11 protein-coding genes and 3 rRNA genes are annotated in these 16317 nt (G+C 67.3%); 5 read left to right on the top strand and 9 right to left on the bottom strand.

Annotated features, from left to right (window positions below):
- Nucleotides 1-5: 5 nt before the first annotated feature.
- Complete coding sequence (locus FKD65_RS43000; RefSeq protein WP_141585935.1) at nt 6-944, top strand: MBL fold metallo-hydrolase; 939 nt, start codon at nt 6-8, stop codon at nt 942-944.
- Here the strand turns inward: FKD65_RS43000 and FKD65_RS42995 are convergent.
- Nucleotides 941-2107: an alkaline phosphatase PhoX gene (locus FKD65_RS42995; RefSeq protein ID WP_205718480.1), complete on the bottom strand. Its 1167-nt coding sequence runs from the start codon at nt 2105-2107 to the stop codon at nt 941-943. The genes FKD65_RS43000 and FKD65_RS42995 overlap by 4 nt on opposite strands.
- A gap of 105 nt (nt 2108-2212) precedes the next feature.
- Entirely contained in the window at nt 2213-3223 is a 1011-nt protein-coding gene (locus tag FKD65_RS42990; protein ID WP_240809877.1) for a hypothetical protein, read from the bottom strand.
- A 174-nt stretch (nt 3224-3397) separates the two neighbouring features.
- Here FKD65_RS42990 and FKD65_RS42985 point away from each other — a divergent pair, with 174 nt between their 5' ends.
- Nucleotides 3398-4459 carry a hypothetical protein gene (locus FKD65_RS42985; protein ID WP_141585933.1) on the top strand — a complete coding sequence of 354 codons (1062 nt, stop codon included), beginning with the start codon at nt 3398-3400 and terminating at the stop codon, nt 4457-4459.
- Nucleotides 4460-4559: 100 nt separating this feature from the next.
- Here the strand turns inward: FKD65_RS42985 and rrf are convergent.
- From rrf to FKD65_RS42970, 3 genes are all read right to left on the bottom strand, one after another.
- Nucleotides 4560-4676, bottom strand: a 5S ribosomal RNA gene (rrf, locus tag FKD65_RS42980).
- A 159-nt stretch (nt 4677-4835) separates the two neighbouring features.
- A 23S ribosomal RNA gene (locus FKD65_RS42975) occupies nt 4836-7955 on the bottom strand.
- A gap of 444 nt (nt 7956-8399) precedes the next feature.
- Nucleotides 8400-9920: ribosomal RNA gene (locus FKD65_RS42970) — 16S ribosomal RNA — on the bottom strand.
- Together the 16S, 23S and 5S rRNA genes form the textbook arrangement of a ribosomal RNA operon.
- Before the next feature lie 661 nt (nt 9921-10581).
- Between FKD65_RS42970 and FKD65_RS42965 the strand changes: the two genes are divergently transcribed.
- Both FKD65_RS42965 and FKD65_RS42960 read left to right on the top strand, forming a co-directional pair.
- Nucleotides 10582-10872: a CD225/dispanin family protein gene (locus tag FKD65_RS42965; protein WP_141585931.1), complete on the top strand. Its 291-nt coding sequence runs from the start codon at nt 10582-10584 to the stop codon at nt 10870-10872.
- A 3-nt stretch (nt 10873-10875) separates the two neighbouring features.
- The gene (locus FKD65_RS42960; RefSeq protein WP_240809876.1) at nt 10876-11358 is read left to right on the top strand and encodes a DUF2752 domain-containing protein; all 483 of its coding nucleotides are present in this window, start codon (nt 10876-10878) and stop codon (nt 11356-11358) included.
- A gap of 152 nt (nt 11359-11510) precedes the next feature.
- Here FKD65_RS42960 and FKD65_RS42955 read toward each other — a convergent pair whose 3' ends face one another.
- From FKD65_RS42955 to FKD65_RS42945, 3 genes are all read right to left on the bottom strand, one after another.
- Nucleotides 11511-12320, bottom strand: a complete 810-nt coding sequence (locus tag FKD65_RS42955) for a crotonase/enoyl-CoA hydratase family protein (protein WP_141585929.1) — start codon at nt 12318-12320, stop codon at nt 11511-11513.
- A gap of 100 nt (nt 12321-12420) precedes the next feature.
- Complete coding sequence (locus FKD65_RS42950) at nt 12421-13509, bottom strand: transposase (RefSeq protein WP_141585926.1); 1089 nt, start codon at nt 13507-13509, stop codon at nt 12421-12423.
- Between the two features lie 240 nt (nt 13510-13749).
- Complete coding sequence (locus FKD65_RS42945; RefSeq protein WP_240809875.1) at nt 13750-14232, bottom strand: metallophosphoesterase family protein; 483 nt, start codon at nt 14230-14232, stop codon at nt 13750-13752.
- A 45-nt stretch (nt 14233-14277) separates the two neighbouring features.
- On the opposite strand from FKD65_RS42945, the gene FKD65_RS42940 reads away from it, so the two are divergent.
- A complete protein-coding gene (locus FKD65_RS42940) occupies nt 14278-15138 on the top strand; it encodes an alpha/beta fold hydrolase (RefSeq protein ID WP_168221389.1) in 861 nt (286 codons plus the stop codon).
- A gap of 305 nt (nt 15139-15443) precedes the next feature.
- Here FKD65_RS42940 and FKD65_RS44670 read toward each other — a convergent pair whose 3' ends face one another.
- Nucleotides 15444-16151 carry a hypothetical protein gene (locus tag FKD65_RS44670; RefSeq protein WP_168221388.1) on the bottom strand — a complete coding sequence of 236 codons (708 nt, stop codon included), beginning with the start codon at nt 16149-16151 and terminating at the stop codon, nt 15444-15446.
- Nucleotides 16152-16317 lie beyond the last annotated feature (166 nt).

Below are 16317 nucleotides of genomic sequence, written 5' to 3'. Positions count from 1 at the left end.
GGGTGATGGACACCGCGACCACCATCACGCCGCTCGGCGGGGACGTCTACGAGATCGACACGCGGATGGCCGGGTACACCGGCATCACCGCCGGATATCTGATCCTCTCCGACCGCCCATGCCTGGTGGAGCCGGGCACGTCCGGGTCGGCGCCCGTCGTGCGGGCCGCGCTGCGCGAGCTCGGCGTCGGGCCCGACGACCTGGCGAGCGTGGTCGTGACGCACATCCACCTCGACCACGCGGGCGGCGTCGGCGACATCGCCGGGACGTACCCGCGGGCGGAGATCGTCGTCCACGAGAAGGGCGCGCGCCACCTGGCCGACCCGTCCCGCCTCATGCGCAGCGCCCGCATGGTCTACGGGGACAGCCTCGACACCCTGTTCGGCGAGCTGAAGCCGACGGACGCGGCCCGCATCCGGGCCGTCGAGGACACCGGCGTGATCGACCTCGGCGGCGGGCGCCGGCTCGAGTCCCACTACTCCCCCGGCCACGCCAAGCACCACGTCGGGCTCATGGACTCGCACACCGGCGACCTCTACGTGGGCGACGCCGCCGGGATCTACATCCCGGAGACGGCCGACGTGCGGCCCGCGACGCCTCCCCCCGACTTCGACCTCGACACCGCGCTGGAGTCGCTCGGCAAGTTCGGCTCACTGGGCCCGCAGCGCCTGCTGTTCGCGCACTACGGGCCCGTGCAGGAGGTCCAGGACACGCTGGAGCGCTCCGCGGAGGAGCTGCGGATCTGGGTGGACGCCGTCCAGGACGCGCACGACCGGGGCCTCGACCTCGACCACGCCGTCGCGATGGTCGTCGACCGGACCCGGGACCGCTACGCGATCACGAAGGACGACGTCGACCCGGAGCTGGCCGCCAAGTACGAGGTCCTGAACAGCACGGAGAGCAACGTCGCCGGCATCATGCACGCCCTGAGCAGGCACGCCTAGCGGCGGAACGGGCCGGTCACCTCGAAGGTGCAGCCGTCCGTGCCCGCGATGAAGCCGCTCTTGCCCCGCTGGGAGGAGAAGTACAGGCGCGACCCGTCGGGGCTGAACGCGGTTCCGGTGATCTCCGACTCGTCGTGGCCGAGGACCCGCAGGAACGGCGTCACGATCCCGTCGGTCGTGATGAGGTTGATCTCCATGTTGTCGCCGTCCTCGGCGACGTAGAGGTCGCCGGACGCCGTGGCGGTCACGGCGTCGACACCGTGCAGCGGAGCCTCGCCGGTGGTGACGAGGTCGTCGTCGTAGGCGATGTCCAGCCGCCCGCCGGCCGCGTCGTAGGCCCACACGCGGTTGTCGCCCTTGGTGGTGAAGTAGCAGACGCCGTGCGTGTAGTAGCAGCCTTCACCCCCGTCGAAGCGCATGGCACCGCTCACCTGGTTCCGGGTCGGCGTCAGCCAGACCTCGGGGTTCGGCACCTTGGCCCACTGGACGGGCCCCGTCCCGGAGCCGACGAGCACTTCGAGCGTCCCGGACGACAGGTCGCCCCACGTCCGGGGCCGGAACCTGTAGAAGCAGCCGTCCTGCTGGTCCTCGGTGAGGTAGACGACCTTCCGCTCGGGGTCGGAGGCCGCCGCCTCGTGTTTGAACCGCCCCAGCGCAGGGCGGGCCACGGCCCCCTTCTGACCGCGCGGATCCGTCTCGTGGACGAGGCCGAGGTCGTGCTCCTCGCACGACAGCCACGTGTCCCACGGCGTCGCGCCGCCGGAGCAGTTCAGTGTGGTGCCGTTCAGGATCCGGTACGCCGAGACGACCTTCCCGGACGCGTCGAACCGCAGGGCCGACACCCCGCCGACCACGGGCACCTCGGAGTTGCTCACGTAGATCCAGCCGTCGCCGTCGCGGAAGCACGCTCCCCCGTCCGGGGCGGGATGCCAGGTGTACCTGGTCCCCTCGACGCGCTGGAGCGAGCGTGCCACGACCCGGCTGGTGAACCCCTGCGGCAACTGCACCCCGTTGCCGTCCGCGGCCAGCAGCGGGCCGTACGGGCTCGGGCCCGGCTGGGCCGGACCCGAGGCGAAGGCCCGCTGCCACAGGGCGCCCGAGAAGGCGGTCGTCCCGCCGGCGACGACGGTGGCGCGCAGGAACGTGCGTCGGTCCAGGGGCATGGCAACTCCAAAGAGTCGATCACCGCCGGACGCGTCCGACGGCCCCCCGAACGGCGCGGTCCCGTGAATATCCGGGAAACCTACCCGCCAGTCAAGTACCGGCCGTCACTCCGCCGGCGGCGGCCGCTCCTCGTCGGCGGGCTTCGGCTCCAGGAACAGCATCGGTGCCTGCGGCGCCCCCTCGTCCGAGGTGTCGCGCACCTCGGGCTCGGCGGGCCTGAACTCGATGTCCGTGGCCGATGCCTCGACCGGCTCAGCCTCCGGCGCCTCGACCGCCTCCGCCTCCCGGCCGGACTCCGTCTCCGGCGCCTGGGCGGACTCGGTCTGCGACGGCCCGGCGGACTCCGGCCCCGGCACTTCGGCCGGCTCCGGCCCCGGCACCTCGGGAGTCTCCGTCTCCGCGAGGCCGGCGGACCCGTCCGCGGGCTCCTCCACCTCGACGGCGTCCTCGTCCTCCTCGGTGTCGAGGATGTGGAGGCCTTCGAGCTCGGCGTACCGCTCGGCTGCGTCGGTCTCCCCGTCCCGGTCGGCCGCGGCGGCCCGCGCGAACCAGTCCGACGCGTCGCTCTCGCGTCCCGCCTCGGCGAGCGCGTCGGCGTAGGCGTAGAACAGCCGCACCGACCACGGGCGGAGCCGCCGGTCGCGCAGCTCGGGGATCTGCAGGGTGACCACGGCCGCGTCGGTCTGGCCCATGTCGCGCCGCACACCGGACTCCACGATGCGCAGCTCGACCCGCCCCATCGGGTCGAGCTTCTCCGCCTCCGGAGACTTGATCAGGTCGAGGGCGCGTTCGGGCCGCCCGAGGCCGCGCTCGCAGTCGGCCATCACGGGCAGGTAGGAGTGGTCGCCGGCGCCCAGCCGGCGCGCGGCCCGCAGCTCGGCGAGCGCCTCCGCCCACTCGCCCGCGTGGTACGCCGCGATCCCGGCGGCCTCACGCACGATCCCGACGCGGGACGCGAGCCGCCGCGCAGCCTTCGCGTGCCGGTAGGACTGCTCCGGCTCGTCCTCGGCGAGGCGGCCGGCCATCACCAGGTGCCGGGCGACCTTCGTCGCCAGGTCCTTCGGCAGGGTGCGCAGCTCCTCGCGGGCCTCCGCGTCCAGCTCGTCCCCGGTCACGTCCTCGGGCAGCAGCGGGTCGTCGTGCTTGGGCGCCGGACGCTCACGCTCCTCGAACCGCGCGGGCCGGTCCCTGCGGTCGCGAGGCGGCCCGTAGGAGCGTCCGCCGTCCTGGGGACGCCGCGGCCCTCCGCGGCCCTTGAACGGCTTGTCCCGGTCACCTGGGCGTCCTTCGTGCCTGCCTTCGAACCGCTGACCTCCAGGACGGCGCTCGTCGCGGTCGTCGCGGCGGCCGCGGAACGGACGGTCCTGCGGACGACCCTCGCCGCGCCGCTCGCCCTGACCGCCACGGCCCTGGAACCCGCCTGGACGCCCGTCCCGGCGCGGCCCACCGCCACCCTGCCCCGCGCGGGGCCTGTCAGAGGACCGGCCTTCCCGGCGCTCGCCGCCCTGGCCGGAGAAGCGGCTGTCTCTGCGCTCGCCGCCCTGACCGGAAAAACGACCGTCCCTGCGTCCACCGCCCTGGCCGGAGAAACGGCCCTCTCCACGCTCGCCGCCTTGGCCAGAGAAGCGACCGCCACGGCGCTCCCCACTCTGACCGGAGAAACGGCCCTCGCGACGCTCACCGCCCTGGCCAGAGAAACGGCCCTCGCGACGCTCACCGCCCTGGCCAGAGAAACGGCCCTCGCGACGCTCACCGCCCTGGCCAGAGAAACGGCCCTCACGGCGCTCACCGCCCTGGCCGGAGAAACGGCTGTCTCTACGCTCGCCGCCCTGCCCAGCGGGCCGACCGTCTCTACGCTCCCCGCGCTGATCCGAGGGCCGGCCTTCCCTGCGGCCGCCGCCCTGACCGGAGAAACGACCGTCCCTGCGCTCGCCGCCCTGGCCGGGGGGCCTGCCCTCTCTGCGCTCACCCCGCGGGCCGGAGAAACGACTCTCTCTGCGCTCATCGCGCTGGCCGCCGAAACGGCTGTCGGAGCGGCCTTCGCGGGATTCTGGACGTCCGTCGTCGGAACGCCTGAACGGACGGCCCGGCTTGCGGTCGTCGCGGTTGCCGCGCGCGTCCCGCTCCTGCCTGCCGCCGGGACGGCCGCGTCCGCCCTGCGGGCTACCGGCGCGGAACGCCCCGCCGCGAGGACCACCGCCCTTGCGGGCTCCGGGCCCTCCCTGGCCGCCGCGCGAGTCGCCCCCACGACGGCCCGGCGTGCTCCGCCGCCCGCTGTCGCCCCGCCGCTCGCGGCTGTCGTCGCCTCGGCCGTCCTCTTCCGCGCTCATCACGTCCGTCACTGTTCTTGATGGTGGTTCGGTCGGTGGACTCTTCACCCTACTTCGGCAGGTCCACGACATGCGTCGAGGGCCGCCCCGCACAATCCGGGGCGACCCTCGACCAATTCAAGTCCGGCGGCGTCCTACTCTCCCACACGGTCCCCCATGCAGTACCATCGGCGCTGAAGGGCTTAACTTCCGGGTTCGGGATGGGACCGGGTGTTTCCCCTTCGCCAAAACCACCGAACGCCTCAACGCACCACCCCGACGGGGCGGGCAAATCAACGTCCGAGCCTTCGACTCGGTATATCCAGTTATCAAGTGACCGCGGTCACCCAGGTTGTTTTCTGGGAACCACACAGGGACGCGAACCATCTCTCGCAGCGACATGCTTTGAACGTTCAGTGTGTTCAAGCCACTCGGCCTATTAGTACCGGTCGACTCCACACGTTACCGCGCTTCCATCTCCGGCCTATCAACCCGGTCGTCTACCGGGAGCCTTACACCCACAAAGGGGTGGGAGAACTCATCTCGAGGAAGGCTTCCCGCTTAGATGCTTTCAGCGGTTATCCCGACCGAACGTAGCCAACCAGCCGTGCCCCTGGCGGGACAACTGGCACACCAGAGGTTCGTCCGTCCCGGTCCTCTCGTACTAGGGACAGACCCTCACAATTCTCCTACGCGCACAGCGGATAGGGACCGAACTGTCTCGCGACGTTCTAAACCCAGCTCGCGTGCCGCTTTAATGGGCGAACAGCCCAACCCTTGGGACCTACTCCAGCCCCAGGATGCGACGAGCCGACATCGAGGTGCCAAACCATCCCGTCGATATGGACTCTTGGGGAAGATCAGCCTGTTATCCCCGGGGTACCTTTTAGCCGTTGAGCGACACCACTTCCACACGTAGGTGCCGGATCACTAGGCCCTGCTTTCGCACCTGCTCGACACGTCCGTCTCACAGTCAAGCTCCCTTGTGCCCTTGCACTCGCCACCTGATTGCCAACCAGGCTGAGGGAACCTTTGGGCGCCTCCGTTACATTTTGGGAGGCAACCGCCCCAGTTAAACTACCCACCAGGCACTGTCCCCCACCCGGATACACGGGTGCGGGTTAGACGCTCAAAACGACCAGAGTGGTATTTCACCAATGACTCCACCCAAACTGGCGTCTGGGCTTCACAGTCTCCCACCTATCCTACACAAGACGCTCCAAGCGCCAATGCCAAGCTGTAGTGAAGGTCCCGGGGTCTTTCCGTCCTGCTGCGCGAAACGAGCATCTTTACTCGTACTGCAATTTCGCCGGGCCTGTGGTTGAGACAGCGGGGAAGTCGTTACGCCATTCGTGCAGGTCGGAACTTACCCGACAAGGAATTTCGCTACCTTAGGATGGTTATAGTTACCACCGCCGTTTACCGGCGCTTAGATTCTCAGCTTCGAAGGAACAAGTCCCTCTAACCGGTCCTCTTAACGTTCCGGCACCGGGCAGGCGTCAGTCCGTATACAGCGTCTTACGACTTCGCACGGACCTGTGTTTTTAGTAAACAGTCGCTTCCCCCTGGCCTCTGCGACCCCACCCAGCTCAGACAGAAAATGCCATCACCAGGCAAGGTCCCCCTTCTCCCAAAGTTACGGGGGCAATTTGCCGAGTTCCTTAACCACAGTTCACCCGATCGCCTTGGTATTCTCTACCTGACCACCTGAGTCGGTTTGGGGTACGGGCCGCCGGTACACTCGCTAGAGGCTTTTCTCGGCAGCATGGGATCACTCACTTCACCTAAAACGGCTCGGCATCAGCTCTCAGGATACGTGAGAGACGGATTTACCTATCTCTCTCCCTACAGCCTTACCCCGGGACAACCACCGCCCGGGCTGAGCTACCCTCCTGCGTCACCCCATCACTCACCTACTACCCCCTCGGGCCCCACGCTCCCCGTGAAACAGGCCCGAAGGCCCGAACCACGGTTCGGGTGGTTAGCATCAGAGGGTTCAGCGTTGGCGCATACCAGCGGGTACGGGAATATCAACCCGTTGTCCATCGACTACGCCTGTCGGCCTCGCCTTAGGTCCCGACTTACCCTGGGCGGATTAGCCTGCCCCAGGAACCCTTGGTCATCCGGCGCACACGTTTCTCACGTGTGATTCGCTACTCATGCCTGCATTCTCACTCCCGCAACCTCCACCCCACGATCACTCGAAGGCTTCACCGGTTACAGGACGCTCCCCTACCCATCAACACCCCCGAAAGGATGTCAATGCCACGGCTTCGGCGGTGTGCTTGAGCCCCGCTACATTGTCGGCGCGGAATCACTTGACCAGTGAGCTATTACGCACTCTTTCAAGGGTGGCTGCTTCTAAGCCAACCTCCTGGTTGTCACAGCAACTCCACATCCTTTCCCACTTAGCACACGCTTAGGGGCCTTAGCCGATGATCTGGGCTGTTTCCCTCTCGACTACGAAGCTTATCCCCCGCAGTCTCACTGCCACGCTCTCACTTACCGGCATTCGGAGTTTGGCTGACGTCAGTAACCTGGTAGGGCCCATCAGCCATCCAGTAGCTCTACCTCCGGCAAGAAACACGCGACGCTGCACCTAAATGCATTTCGGGGAGAACCAGCTATCACGGAGTTTGATTGGCCTTTCACCCCTAACCACAGGTCATCCCCCAGGTTTTCAACCCTGGTGGGTTCGGGCCTCCACACCGTCTTACCGGCGCTTCACCCTGCCCATGGCTAGATCACTCCGCTTCGGGTCTACAGCATGCGACTAAAAACGCCCTATTCAGACTCGCTTTCGCTACGGCTACCCGCCACCGGTTAACCTCGCCACACACCATAACTCGCAGGCTCATTCTTCAAAAGGCACGCCATCACCAACAACAAAGAACAAGTCCTTCGCTGAGGAGGCTCTGACGGCTTGTAGGCACACGGTTTCAGGTACTATTTCACGACCCCTCACCGGGGCACTTTTCACCTTTCCCTCACGGTACTGGTCCGCTATCGGTCATCAGGAAGTATTCAGCCTTACCACGTGGTCGTGGCAGATTCACACGGGATTTCACGGGCCCCGTGCTACTCGGGAACACACCCAGAAGCCACTGAAATTTCGTCTACCGGACTCTCACCGTCTACGGTCGGCCATCCCAAACCATTCGACTATCCCAGCGGTTTATAACTCCTCGGTCCAACGGCAGCTGAACCAGGGTGGTCCCACAACCCCGCACACGCAACGCCTGCCGGCTATCACACGCGCACGGTTTAGGCTCCTCCGCTTTCGCTCACCACTACTCACGGAATCACTATTGTTTTCTCTTCCTGCGGGTACTGAGATGTTTCACTTCCCCGCGTTCCCACCAACCTGCCTATACATTCAGCAGGCGGCGACACCCCATGACGAGTGCCAGGTTTCCCCATTCGGAAATCCCCGGATCAAAGTCTGGTTGCCGACTCCCCGAGGCATATCGCAGGCTCCCACGTCCTTCATCGGCTCCTGATGCCAAGGCATCCACCGTATGCCCTTAAAAACTTGAACACACAAAACGATCAAAACAAATCGCAGATAAACAACAAAAACAACCCGACAGGAAACCCCGAAAGACTCCCCACCAGGCGGCTCTCATCGTTCACCAGAGATGCTCGCGTCCACTGTGCAGTTCTCAAAAAACAACCGGGCCCACCGAGGCCACACGACCCATAACGGAGAAGTGTGGCCAACGGTCCCGCAGTCCGAGGTCACCTGGGCTTGCGCCCGTTCCCTCAGGACTCAACAGCGTGTCCAACCCACCACCCGCCTGAAACCGCCGTTCCCACTCCCCTGGGTTGCCCCGGGGCGGTACTTGCCGGCTCACACGAGCGGTGAGCTGAGTAACCAGTGCTCCACATCTATGAGCAGCCACCTGACAGACATTCGCTGCCAACGGTGGCCACCGACCAGATCCCTCACGGAGAGGCGACCTGGCCAGTTGGTGCTCCTTAGAAAGGAGGTGATCCAGCCGCACCTTCCGGTACGGCTACCTTGTTACGACTTCGTCCCAATCGCCGGCCCCACCTTCGACCGCTCCCCCCACACAAGGTGGTTGGGCCACGGGCTTCGGGTGTTGCCGACTTTCGTGACGTGACGGGCGGTGTGTACAAGGCCCGGGAACGTATTCACCGCAGCGTTGCTGATCTGCGATTACTAGCGACTCCGACTTCACGAAGTCGAGTTGCAGACTTCGATCCGAACTGAGACCGGCTTTAAGGGATTCGCTCCACCTCACGGTATCGCAGCCCTCTGTACCGGCCATTGTAGCATGTTTGCAGCCCAAGACATAAGGGGCATGATGACTTGACGTCATCCCCACCTTCCTCCGAGTTGACCCCGGCGGTCTCCCATGAGTCCCCACCCGAAGTGCTGGCAACATGGAACGAGGGTTGCGCTCGTTGCGGGACTTAACCCAACATCTCACGACACGAGCTGACGACAGCCATGCACCACCTGTCACCGGCCCAAAAAGGACCCACCATCTCTGATGGTTTTCCGGCGATGTCAAGCCTTGGTAAGGTTCTTCGCGTTGCGTCGAATTAAGCAACATGCTCCGCCGCTTGTGCGGGCCCCCGTCAATTCCTTTGAGTTTTAGCCTTGCGGCCGTACTCCCCAGGCGGGGCGCTTAATGCGTTAGCTGCGGCGCGGAATCCGTGGAAGGACCCCACACCTAGCGCCCAACGTTTACGGCGTGGACTACCAGGGTATCTAATCCTGTTCGCTCCCCACGCTTTCGCTCCTCAGCGTCAGTACAGGCCCAGAGAACCGCCTTCGCCACCGGTGTTCCTCCCGATATCTGCGCATTTCACCGCTACACCGGGAATTCCATTCTCCCCTACCTGCCTCTAGTCTGCCCGTATCCACCGCAGACCCACGGTTAAGCCGTGGGCTTTCACGACAGACGCGACAAACCGCCTACGAGCTCTTTACGCCCAATAATTCCGGACAACGCTTGCGCCCTACGTATTACCGCGGCTGCTGGCACGTAGTTAGCCGGCGCTTCTTCTGCAGGTACCGTCACGTTAGCTTCGTCCCTGCTGAAAGAGGTTTACAACCCGAAGGCCGTCATCCCTCACGCGGCGTCGCTGCGTCAGGCTTCCGCCCATTGCGCAATATTCCCCACTGCTGCCTCCCGTAGGAGTCTGGGCCGTGTCTCAGTCCCAGTGTGACCGGTCGCCCTCTCAGGCCGGTTACCCGTCGTCGCCTTGGTAGGCCATCACCCCACCAACAAGCTGATAGGCCGCGAGCCCATCCCCAACCGAAAAACTTTCCACCACCACGCCATGCGACCAGTGGTCATATCCGGTATTAGACCCAGTTTCCCGGGCTTATCCCAGAGTCAGGGGCAGGTTGCTCACGTGTTACTCACCCGTTCGCCGCTCGAGTACCCCCGAAGGGGCCTTTCCGCTCGACTTGCATGTGTTAAGCACGCCGCCAGCGTTCGTCCTGAGCCAGGATCAAACTCTCCATTAAGGTCCAAACGACAGACCAGGGGGCGAACCCCGACCCGCCAAACCTTGGAAACAATCCCAGCATCACCACCCCCCAAGAGGGGCGGCATTGCCTCAAAGAAATCCCCACCACCCCACGAATGGAGCGGCACGGGGCGACCCGACCAGAAAACCGGCCGAGCCGATAAAGGCACTGGCTTTTAACACGCTGTTGAGTTCTCAAGAAACGGACACCCACCGCGCTGGACCCGCTTTCGCGTTTCCCGCTCCGGGGCGACTCGACTTACTTTATCGGATCCGTCCCGACTGTCAATTCGGGGCTTCTCTGATACGCCTTTCCAATCCCGCTTGCGCGGCACCTTCCGGGCGGTGGAGCTATTTCATCAGATCCGGTCCGATTGTCAAAACCGAGCCTTTTCCGACCCATGACGGCAGCGCAGGCACGGCAAAGCCGTGTCGGCTCGTTCGTCAGTGGTTTCCCCGTGCTTCGGCCGGCCGCCATGCGGGCGTCCTGCATCCGTGAGGGGACGAGGGGTTAACTTACGCGGTCGGAGTGCCCGCGTCAAATCAGCGCCCCGGCAGGGCGCGCGCGGCCAGGTTGCGCCGGATTGAGGGGAACCCGGCGTGCCTGAGCAGCATCTACCCTAGGTAGCTTTCCCCTGCCCAGCCACGAAAGGTCTCACATGGCGTACCCACCTGCCCCGCCTCCGCCCCCGCAGTCGAGCCCCGGCACTCCGCCCCCCAACCACCTCCCCTGGGCGATCGCGACCACGATCCTGTGCTGCCTCCCGGCCGGTGTCGTGTCCATCGTCTTCGCCGCCCAGGTCAACTCCAAGTGGCAGGCCGGCGACCACGCGGGGGCGCTCAAGTCCTCCAAGAACGCCAAGACCTGGGCGATCGTGTCCGCGGTCCTTGGTCTGATCGTCGGTGTCATCTACGGCGTCCTCGCCGCGGTCGGCGCCAACAGCAGCTGACCGATGACGCACGAGTCCCGGCCCGCCCCGCAGCTGCGGGGCGGGCCGGTTCCCGAGGCACCGGACGGTGTGCGACGACCCGTCGCCGGGCTTGCCGTCCGCCTGCTGCGGCCCGGCGGAGTCCTGCTCCTCAGCGTCGCGGCCGTCTGCTACGTCGCGGTAGTCGACCCCAACGAGTCGGGGCACTATCCGACCTGCCCCTTCCTCGCGCTCACCGGTTTCCAATGCCCGGGCTGCGGGTCGATGCGCACCGTCCACGCGCTCGCCAACGGCCACGTCCAGGAGGCGTTCGGGCTGAACGTCCTCACCATCGCGATGCTTCCGGTTCTCACGTTCTTCTGGCTCCGATGGGCGAGGGCGAGCGTCCTGGACGAGCCCGTCCGGACGAAGGTGGCGCACCCTGCCCTGATCTGGGCACTGTTCGCCGTGGTGCTGCTCTTCTGGTTGGTCAGGAACCTTCCCGTCGGGTCGTTCCTCGCCGCCTGACCGCGGACACCGGGGTCCACTTCTCCTCGGGCCGCCCTGACGAGCCCGTCTCATCCATGATCACGGACAGCCTCAGCGCGCCGGATCGGGCAGACTCGACCGCGCGCCGTCCACGGCATGTGCGCCGCGTTCGACGACGGCCGCTCGGGACGTCAGGCTGGATCGGTGAAGGCGGGCGGCCGCTTGTCGAAGTAGGCGCGGACGGCCTCGACCTGGTTCGGGCTGCCGCGCAGGGCGCCGAGCGTCCGGGACTCCTCCAGGAACTGGCCGGCCAGGTCGTTGTCGCCGGCGCGGTTGAGCAGGCGCTTGGCCCCCCGGACGGCGTCGGGGCTGTTGCCGGCGATCTCGCGGGCCAGTTCGGTCGCGGCGGCGTGCGGGTCGTCGGCGGCGCGGGTGGCGAGGCCGATGCGGGCGGCGTCCGCTCCGGAGATCATGCGTCCGGTGAAGGTGAGCTCCTTCGCGACGTCCTCGCCGACGAGGCGGATCAGCGCGGCGGTGCCGGTCATGTCGGGGACCAGGCCCCAGCGGATCTCCAGGACCGACAGGCGCGCGTCCGGGGCGACGATCCGGATGTCGGCGCCGAGCGCGATCTGCAGGCCGCCGCCGAGGGCGTGCCCGTGGACGGCGGCGATGACGGGCTGAGGCAGTTCCCGCCACACGTGCACGGCCTGCTGGCCGAGGTTGGTGATGCGCCCCGGCTCGCGCGCCGTGATGTCGCCGGCGCGCCGCCCGTCACCGTCGCCGGCCATGGCGGCGAAGCTCGCGAAGTCCAGGCCCGCGCAGAAGGCGCGGCCCTCCCCCGACAGGACCACGGCCCGGACGGACGCGTCGGCGGCGAGGGCGTCCCCGGTCCGGGCGAGCGCCTCGAACGTCGCGAGGTCGAGGGCGTTCAGCTTGTCGGGGCGGTTGAGCCGCACGTCGGCGACCCCCTCGTGGACGTTCACGGTGACGCGGTCGGTCATGCCGGGGTCCCTCCATCCTCACGGTCGTCTCCCGGGGACGATTCCACGCGGCGCCCCCGCCGGTCGAGGGCGAGGGTCAGACATCCCTGGAGGTTGGATGTCAAGCGGCGAGGTCGTGGTCGTGGTGTGACCAGGCGGTTGCTTGGTCGTAGATGCTGCCGGTTTTGAGGCAGCCGTGGAGGATGCCGACGAGGCGGTTGCCGACCTGGCGGAGGGCGGCGTTGTGGCTGATGTCGCGGGCTTTGAGCTGGTCGTAGTAGGCGCGGACGTGCGGGTCGTGGAGGATCGCGCACGAGGCTTGATTGTGGAGGGCGTCGATGAGCCGGTCGTTGTGGACGAACCGGGCCTGGACGGTCTTGGTCTTGCCGGACTGGCGGGTGATCGGGGAGGTGCCGGCGTAGTTCTTGCGTGCCTTCGCCGAGGCGTAGCGGCCGGGGGCGTCTCCGAACTCGGCGAGCACCCGGGCGCCGAGGATCACACCCAGTCCCGGCTGGGAGAGGATGATCTCAGCGTCCGGGTGTCGGCCAAAATGGGCCTCGACCTCGCCTTGGAGGGTCTTGATCTCGCTGTTGAGGACGGTGATGATCGCGACCAGTGACTTCACCGTGGCCGCGTAGGCGGTCGTGACCAACGGCGCTTGCCCGAGGTGCTCAGCGCGCAGGACGTCCTGGATCGCTGCGGCTTTGTCCGGGATGCCGCGGCGGCCCTTCAGACAGGCCGTGATCTGAGAGATCGTCAGCTTCGCCGCGGCCTCGGGCGTGGGCGCCTTGACCAGCAGCCTCAGCACCGCGTCGCTGGTGAGGTCCAGGGACTTGTAGGCGGCCAGGGCGGCGGGGAAGTACTCCCGCAACGCCGCCCGAAGGCGGAGCATGTGGCGGGTCCGTTCCCAGATCAGTGTCTGATGCGCCCTGGTGACGACCTTGACCGCCTCGGCGATCCCGGAGTCCCCGGCGACCTCGCGCAACTGGTGGCGGCGGGTGCGGATCATGTCGGCCAGGGCGTGGGCGTCACCCTTGTCGCTCTCCGACGCCTCAGCGTCGTCAGCGACGAACCGACCGAGGAGGTCGTGGAACCGGGCGATCCCGGCCATCCCCTCGGCCAGCCGAGCCCGCTTCAACACCCGGCCCGTCTCGTCCTGGACCTCGATGTCGTGGTGGTCCTCAGCCCAGTCATCCCCGACCAACAGCACCCAGACCTCCAACATCGACAACGGGACACAGCAGCCCGCAGGAGCGCGTCGGCGACCTAATGGACCAGTGCTCACCCCAACGTTCGGGGGGCACGACATCCCATCAGCGATCAACAGCCCCTGACCACCGGTGAAGGCACGCTCTGACCCCAGGACTCGAAGTCCAGGTGGCGGAAGTGCTCACTCACCAGCGGCTACCAGGCACCGAGTCTGCCTGAACGGCAACCCCGGCACTTCCCATTAGGTGACGGGGACGATCCGCGCCGCGGTGAGCCTGCCGTCGTGGATGTCGAGGAGACCGAGGGTGCCGTGCGGCTGGCGCCGCCTGTCGGTCGGCGAGCCGGGGTTGAAGATGCGGACGCCGTCGCCGGTCTCGTCCAGGGGGATGTGCGAGTGCCCGAACACGACGAGGTCGGCGCCGGGGAACCAGCGCCGCATCCGGGCGGTGCGGCCCCGGGCCTGCCCGCTGTCGTGGACCATCGCGACGGCGAGACCGTCGAGGTCGAGTTCGAGGCGTTCGGGGGCGCCCCATTCCGCCACGTCCGGCCCGTCGTTGTTGCCCAGGACGGCGTGGACGGGCGCGTACTCGGCCAGCTCGTCCAGTACGGAGGCGACGCACACGTCGCCGGCGTGCAGGATCACGTCTGCGCCCCGCAGGTGCTCGGCCACCCGCGGCGGGCACGACTTCCAGCGCCTGGGCGCGTGGGTGTCGGAAACGGCCACCGCTCTCACATGTCCCATTGTCCCGCAGGGAGCACAATGGGGCGGATGCGGATCGACATCGGCGGCGTGCGCCTCTACTTCGACGTCGAGGGGGCCGGGCTGGTCCCGGACGGTGCGGCGATGGCCGAGCGGCCCGTGATCGTGGCGCTGCACGGCGGTCCGGGGGCCGACCACTCGCTGTTCAAGCCGGTGCTGGGGCGGGCGACCGAGTTCGCGCAGGTCGTCTACCTGGACCAGCGCGGCAGCGGCCGGTCGGACGTGAGCGAGCCCGCGCTGTGGACGTGGGAGCGCTGGGCGGACGACGTCGTCGACTTCTGCGACGCGCTGGGCATCGACGACCCGGTCCTGCTCGGGACGTCCAGCGGGGGGTGGGTCGCGCTGACGATCGCGCACCGCCACCCGGAGCGCGTTCGCGGGGTGGTGCTCGACAGCGTGATGCCGGGGCCCGCCGAGGAGCGGCTGGCCGTCTTCGAGCGGCTCGGCGGCGCGGAGGCCCGCGACATCGCGCGCCGCTACTGGGACGGGGAGGACGTCCACGACGACTGGGAGCGGGTGTGCCTGCCCCTCTACTCGCGGCGGCCGGACGGCGACCCGGACGGGCGGGACAGGCTGGCCCGCATCCGCTGGAACCGCGACGTCATCGAGCATTTCCGGCGCTCGCTCGCCGGCTCGTTCGACCCGTGGCCGCACCTGAACCGGATCGTCCGGCCCGTCCTGATCCTGAACGGGGAGGACGACCCCGTCGCGACGGTCTCGGCCGCGCGAGCGCTCGCGGGGGCGCTGCCGGAGCCGGCGTCCGAGCTGCACGTGCTGCCCGCCACGGGCCACGGCGTCTTCAGGGAGGACCCTGACCGCGCCATCGCCCTGCTCCGCGATTTCGTCGCGCGGGCCACCGCCCGGGGATGAGGCGGCGGGAAGCCGGGCGGCGGGCGCCCACCGGAAGTCGGGTGATTTTGCCACGGCGAGCCTTCGACACACGTGGGAAACAACTGTAAGCACGCTGTCATTACCAAGGACTGACCTGCGGAGTTACGCTCGAATTCCTCGCGCTCGTCCCGAAAGGATTCCGACCGTACGCCCCCGGTCGCTTTCCCGGCACGGCGACCCACCACCGCGAGGGCACAGTGAGGGCGGCCGGGCCCCGAGGAGGATGGACACTCCCTTGCACCGGCCCCGGGATCCGGCCGCCTCTCCGCACGCTCCGCCGGGACCTATGAGGTCAGGTAGAGCTTGCGGTCGAACACCCCGGAGCCCGGCGTGCTCTCACCGCGGGCGATGGCGGAGCCGCTGCCCTTGCCGTTGGAGGGGCACAGCGCGCTGCTGCCCGACTGGCGGACGAGCGTGATGTCGTCGGACCTGCCCTGCGCGTCGTCCTGGGCCGGCAGGGGGCGGTTCGGGTTGTCGCGGTTGTAGACGTCGAAGCGAAGGCCGTCGGTGCTCCCCGTCCGGAAGCCGTAGTAGCAGGTGACGGTGATACCGAGGATCTTGCCTTCCATCTTGAAGCGCAGGCCGCCGTTGATGGACAGGACGCCGTCCCGGCCGCCCGCCACCGGGTCGTAGGCGACCTGGCCGCTCTTGTCCTGCATCTCGCTGAGGTCGAGGTCGGAGGCCGGGGAGCTGAGGCCGTTGGAGGTCCGGCACGCGCCCATCGACGCGGCGGTCAGCTCGCCCGCGCCGGTGGACTGGACGGTGCCCTGGAGCCGGGCGCTGTCGCACGTGCCGGTGATCTTCGCGCCGAGGTAGTCGACGGAGAACTGGAGCGCGCCGACCGTCGCGACCTGCCAGTTGCCGGAGTAGGGCGCTCCGGTGGCGGTCTCCTCGCGGATCGTGGTGGTGGCGGCGGAGGCGGCGGGCACCGCCAGGGCCAGCGCGGCGGCGGCGGCCGTTAAGGGGGCGGCCAGCCTGATGGGAGCCTTCACGGGGTTTCCTCCTCGGGAAGAGGGATTTGATTTTTTCTACCCGAGTGACCGTGAAAAGCAAGGCCTGTGCAGCCGGATATCCACAGTCTAGAGAATTCCGATAAATGTCGGCCGCCGGATACTAGCCGACCGATATACCAATCGCGGAGTCGAGTACTTCCCACAC

Origin of the sequence: Actinomadura sp. WMMA1423 (genome assembly GCF_006547145.1) — a bacterium.
Classification (GTDB): domain Bacteria; phylum Actinomycetota; class Actinomycetes; order Streptosporangiales; family Streptosporangiaceae; genus Spirillospora.
This window is presented reverse-complemented; position numbering and strand designations above follow the sequence as displayed.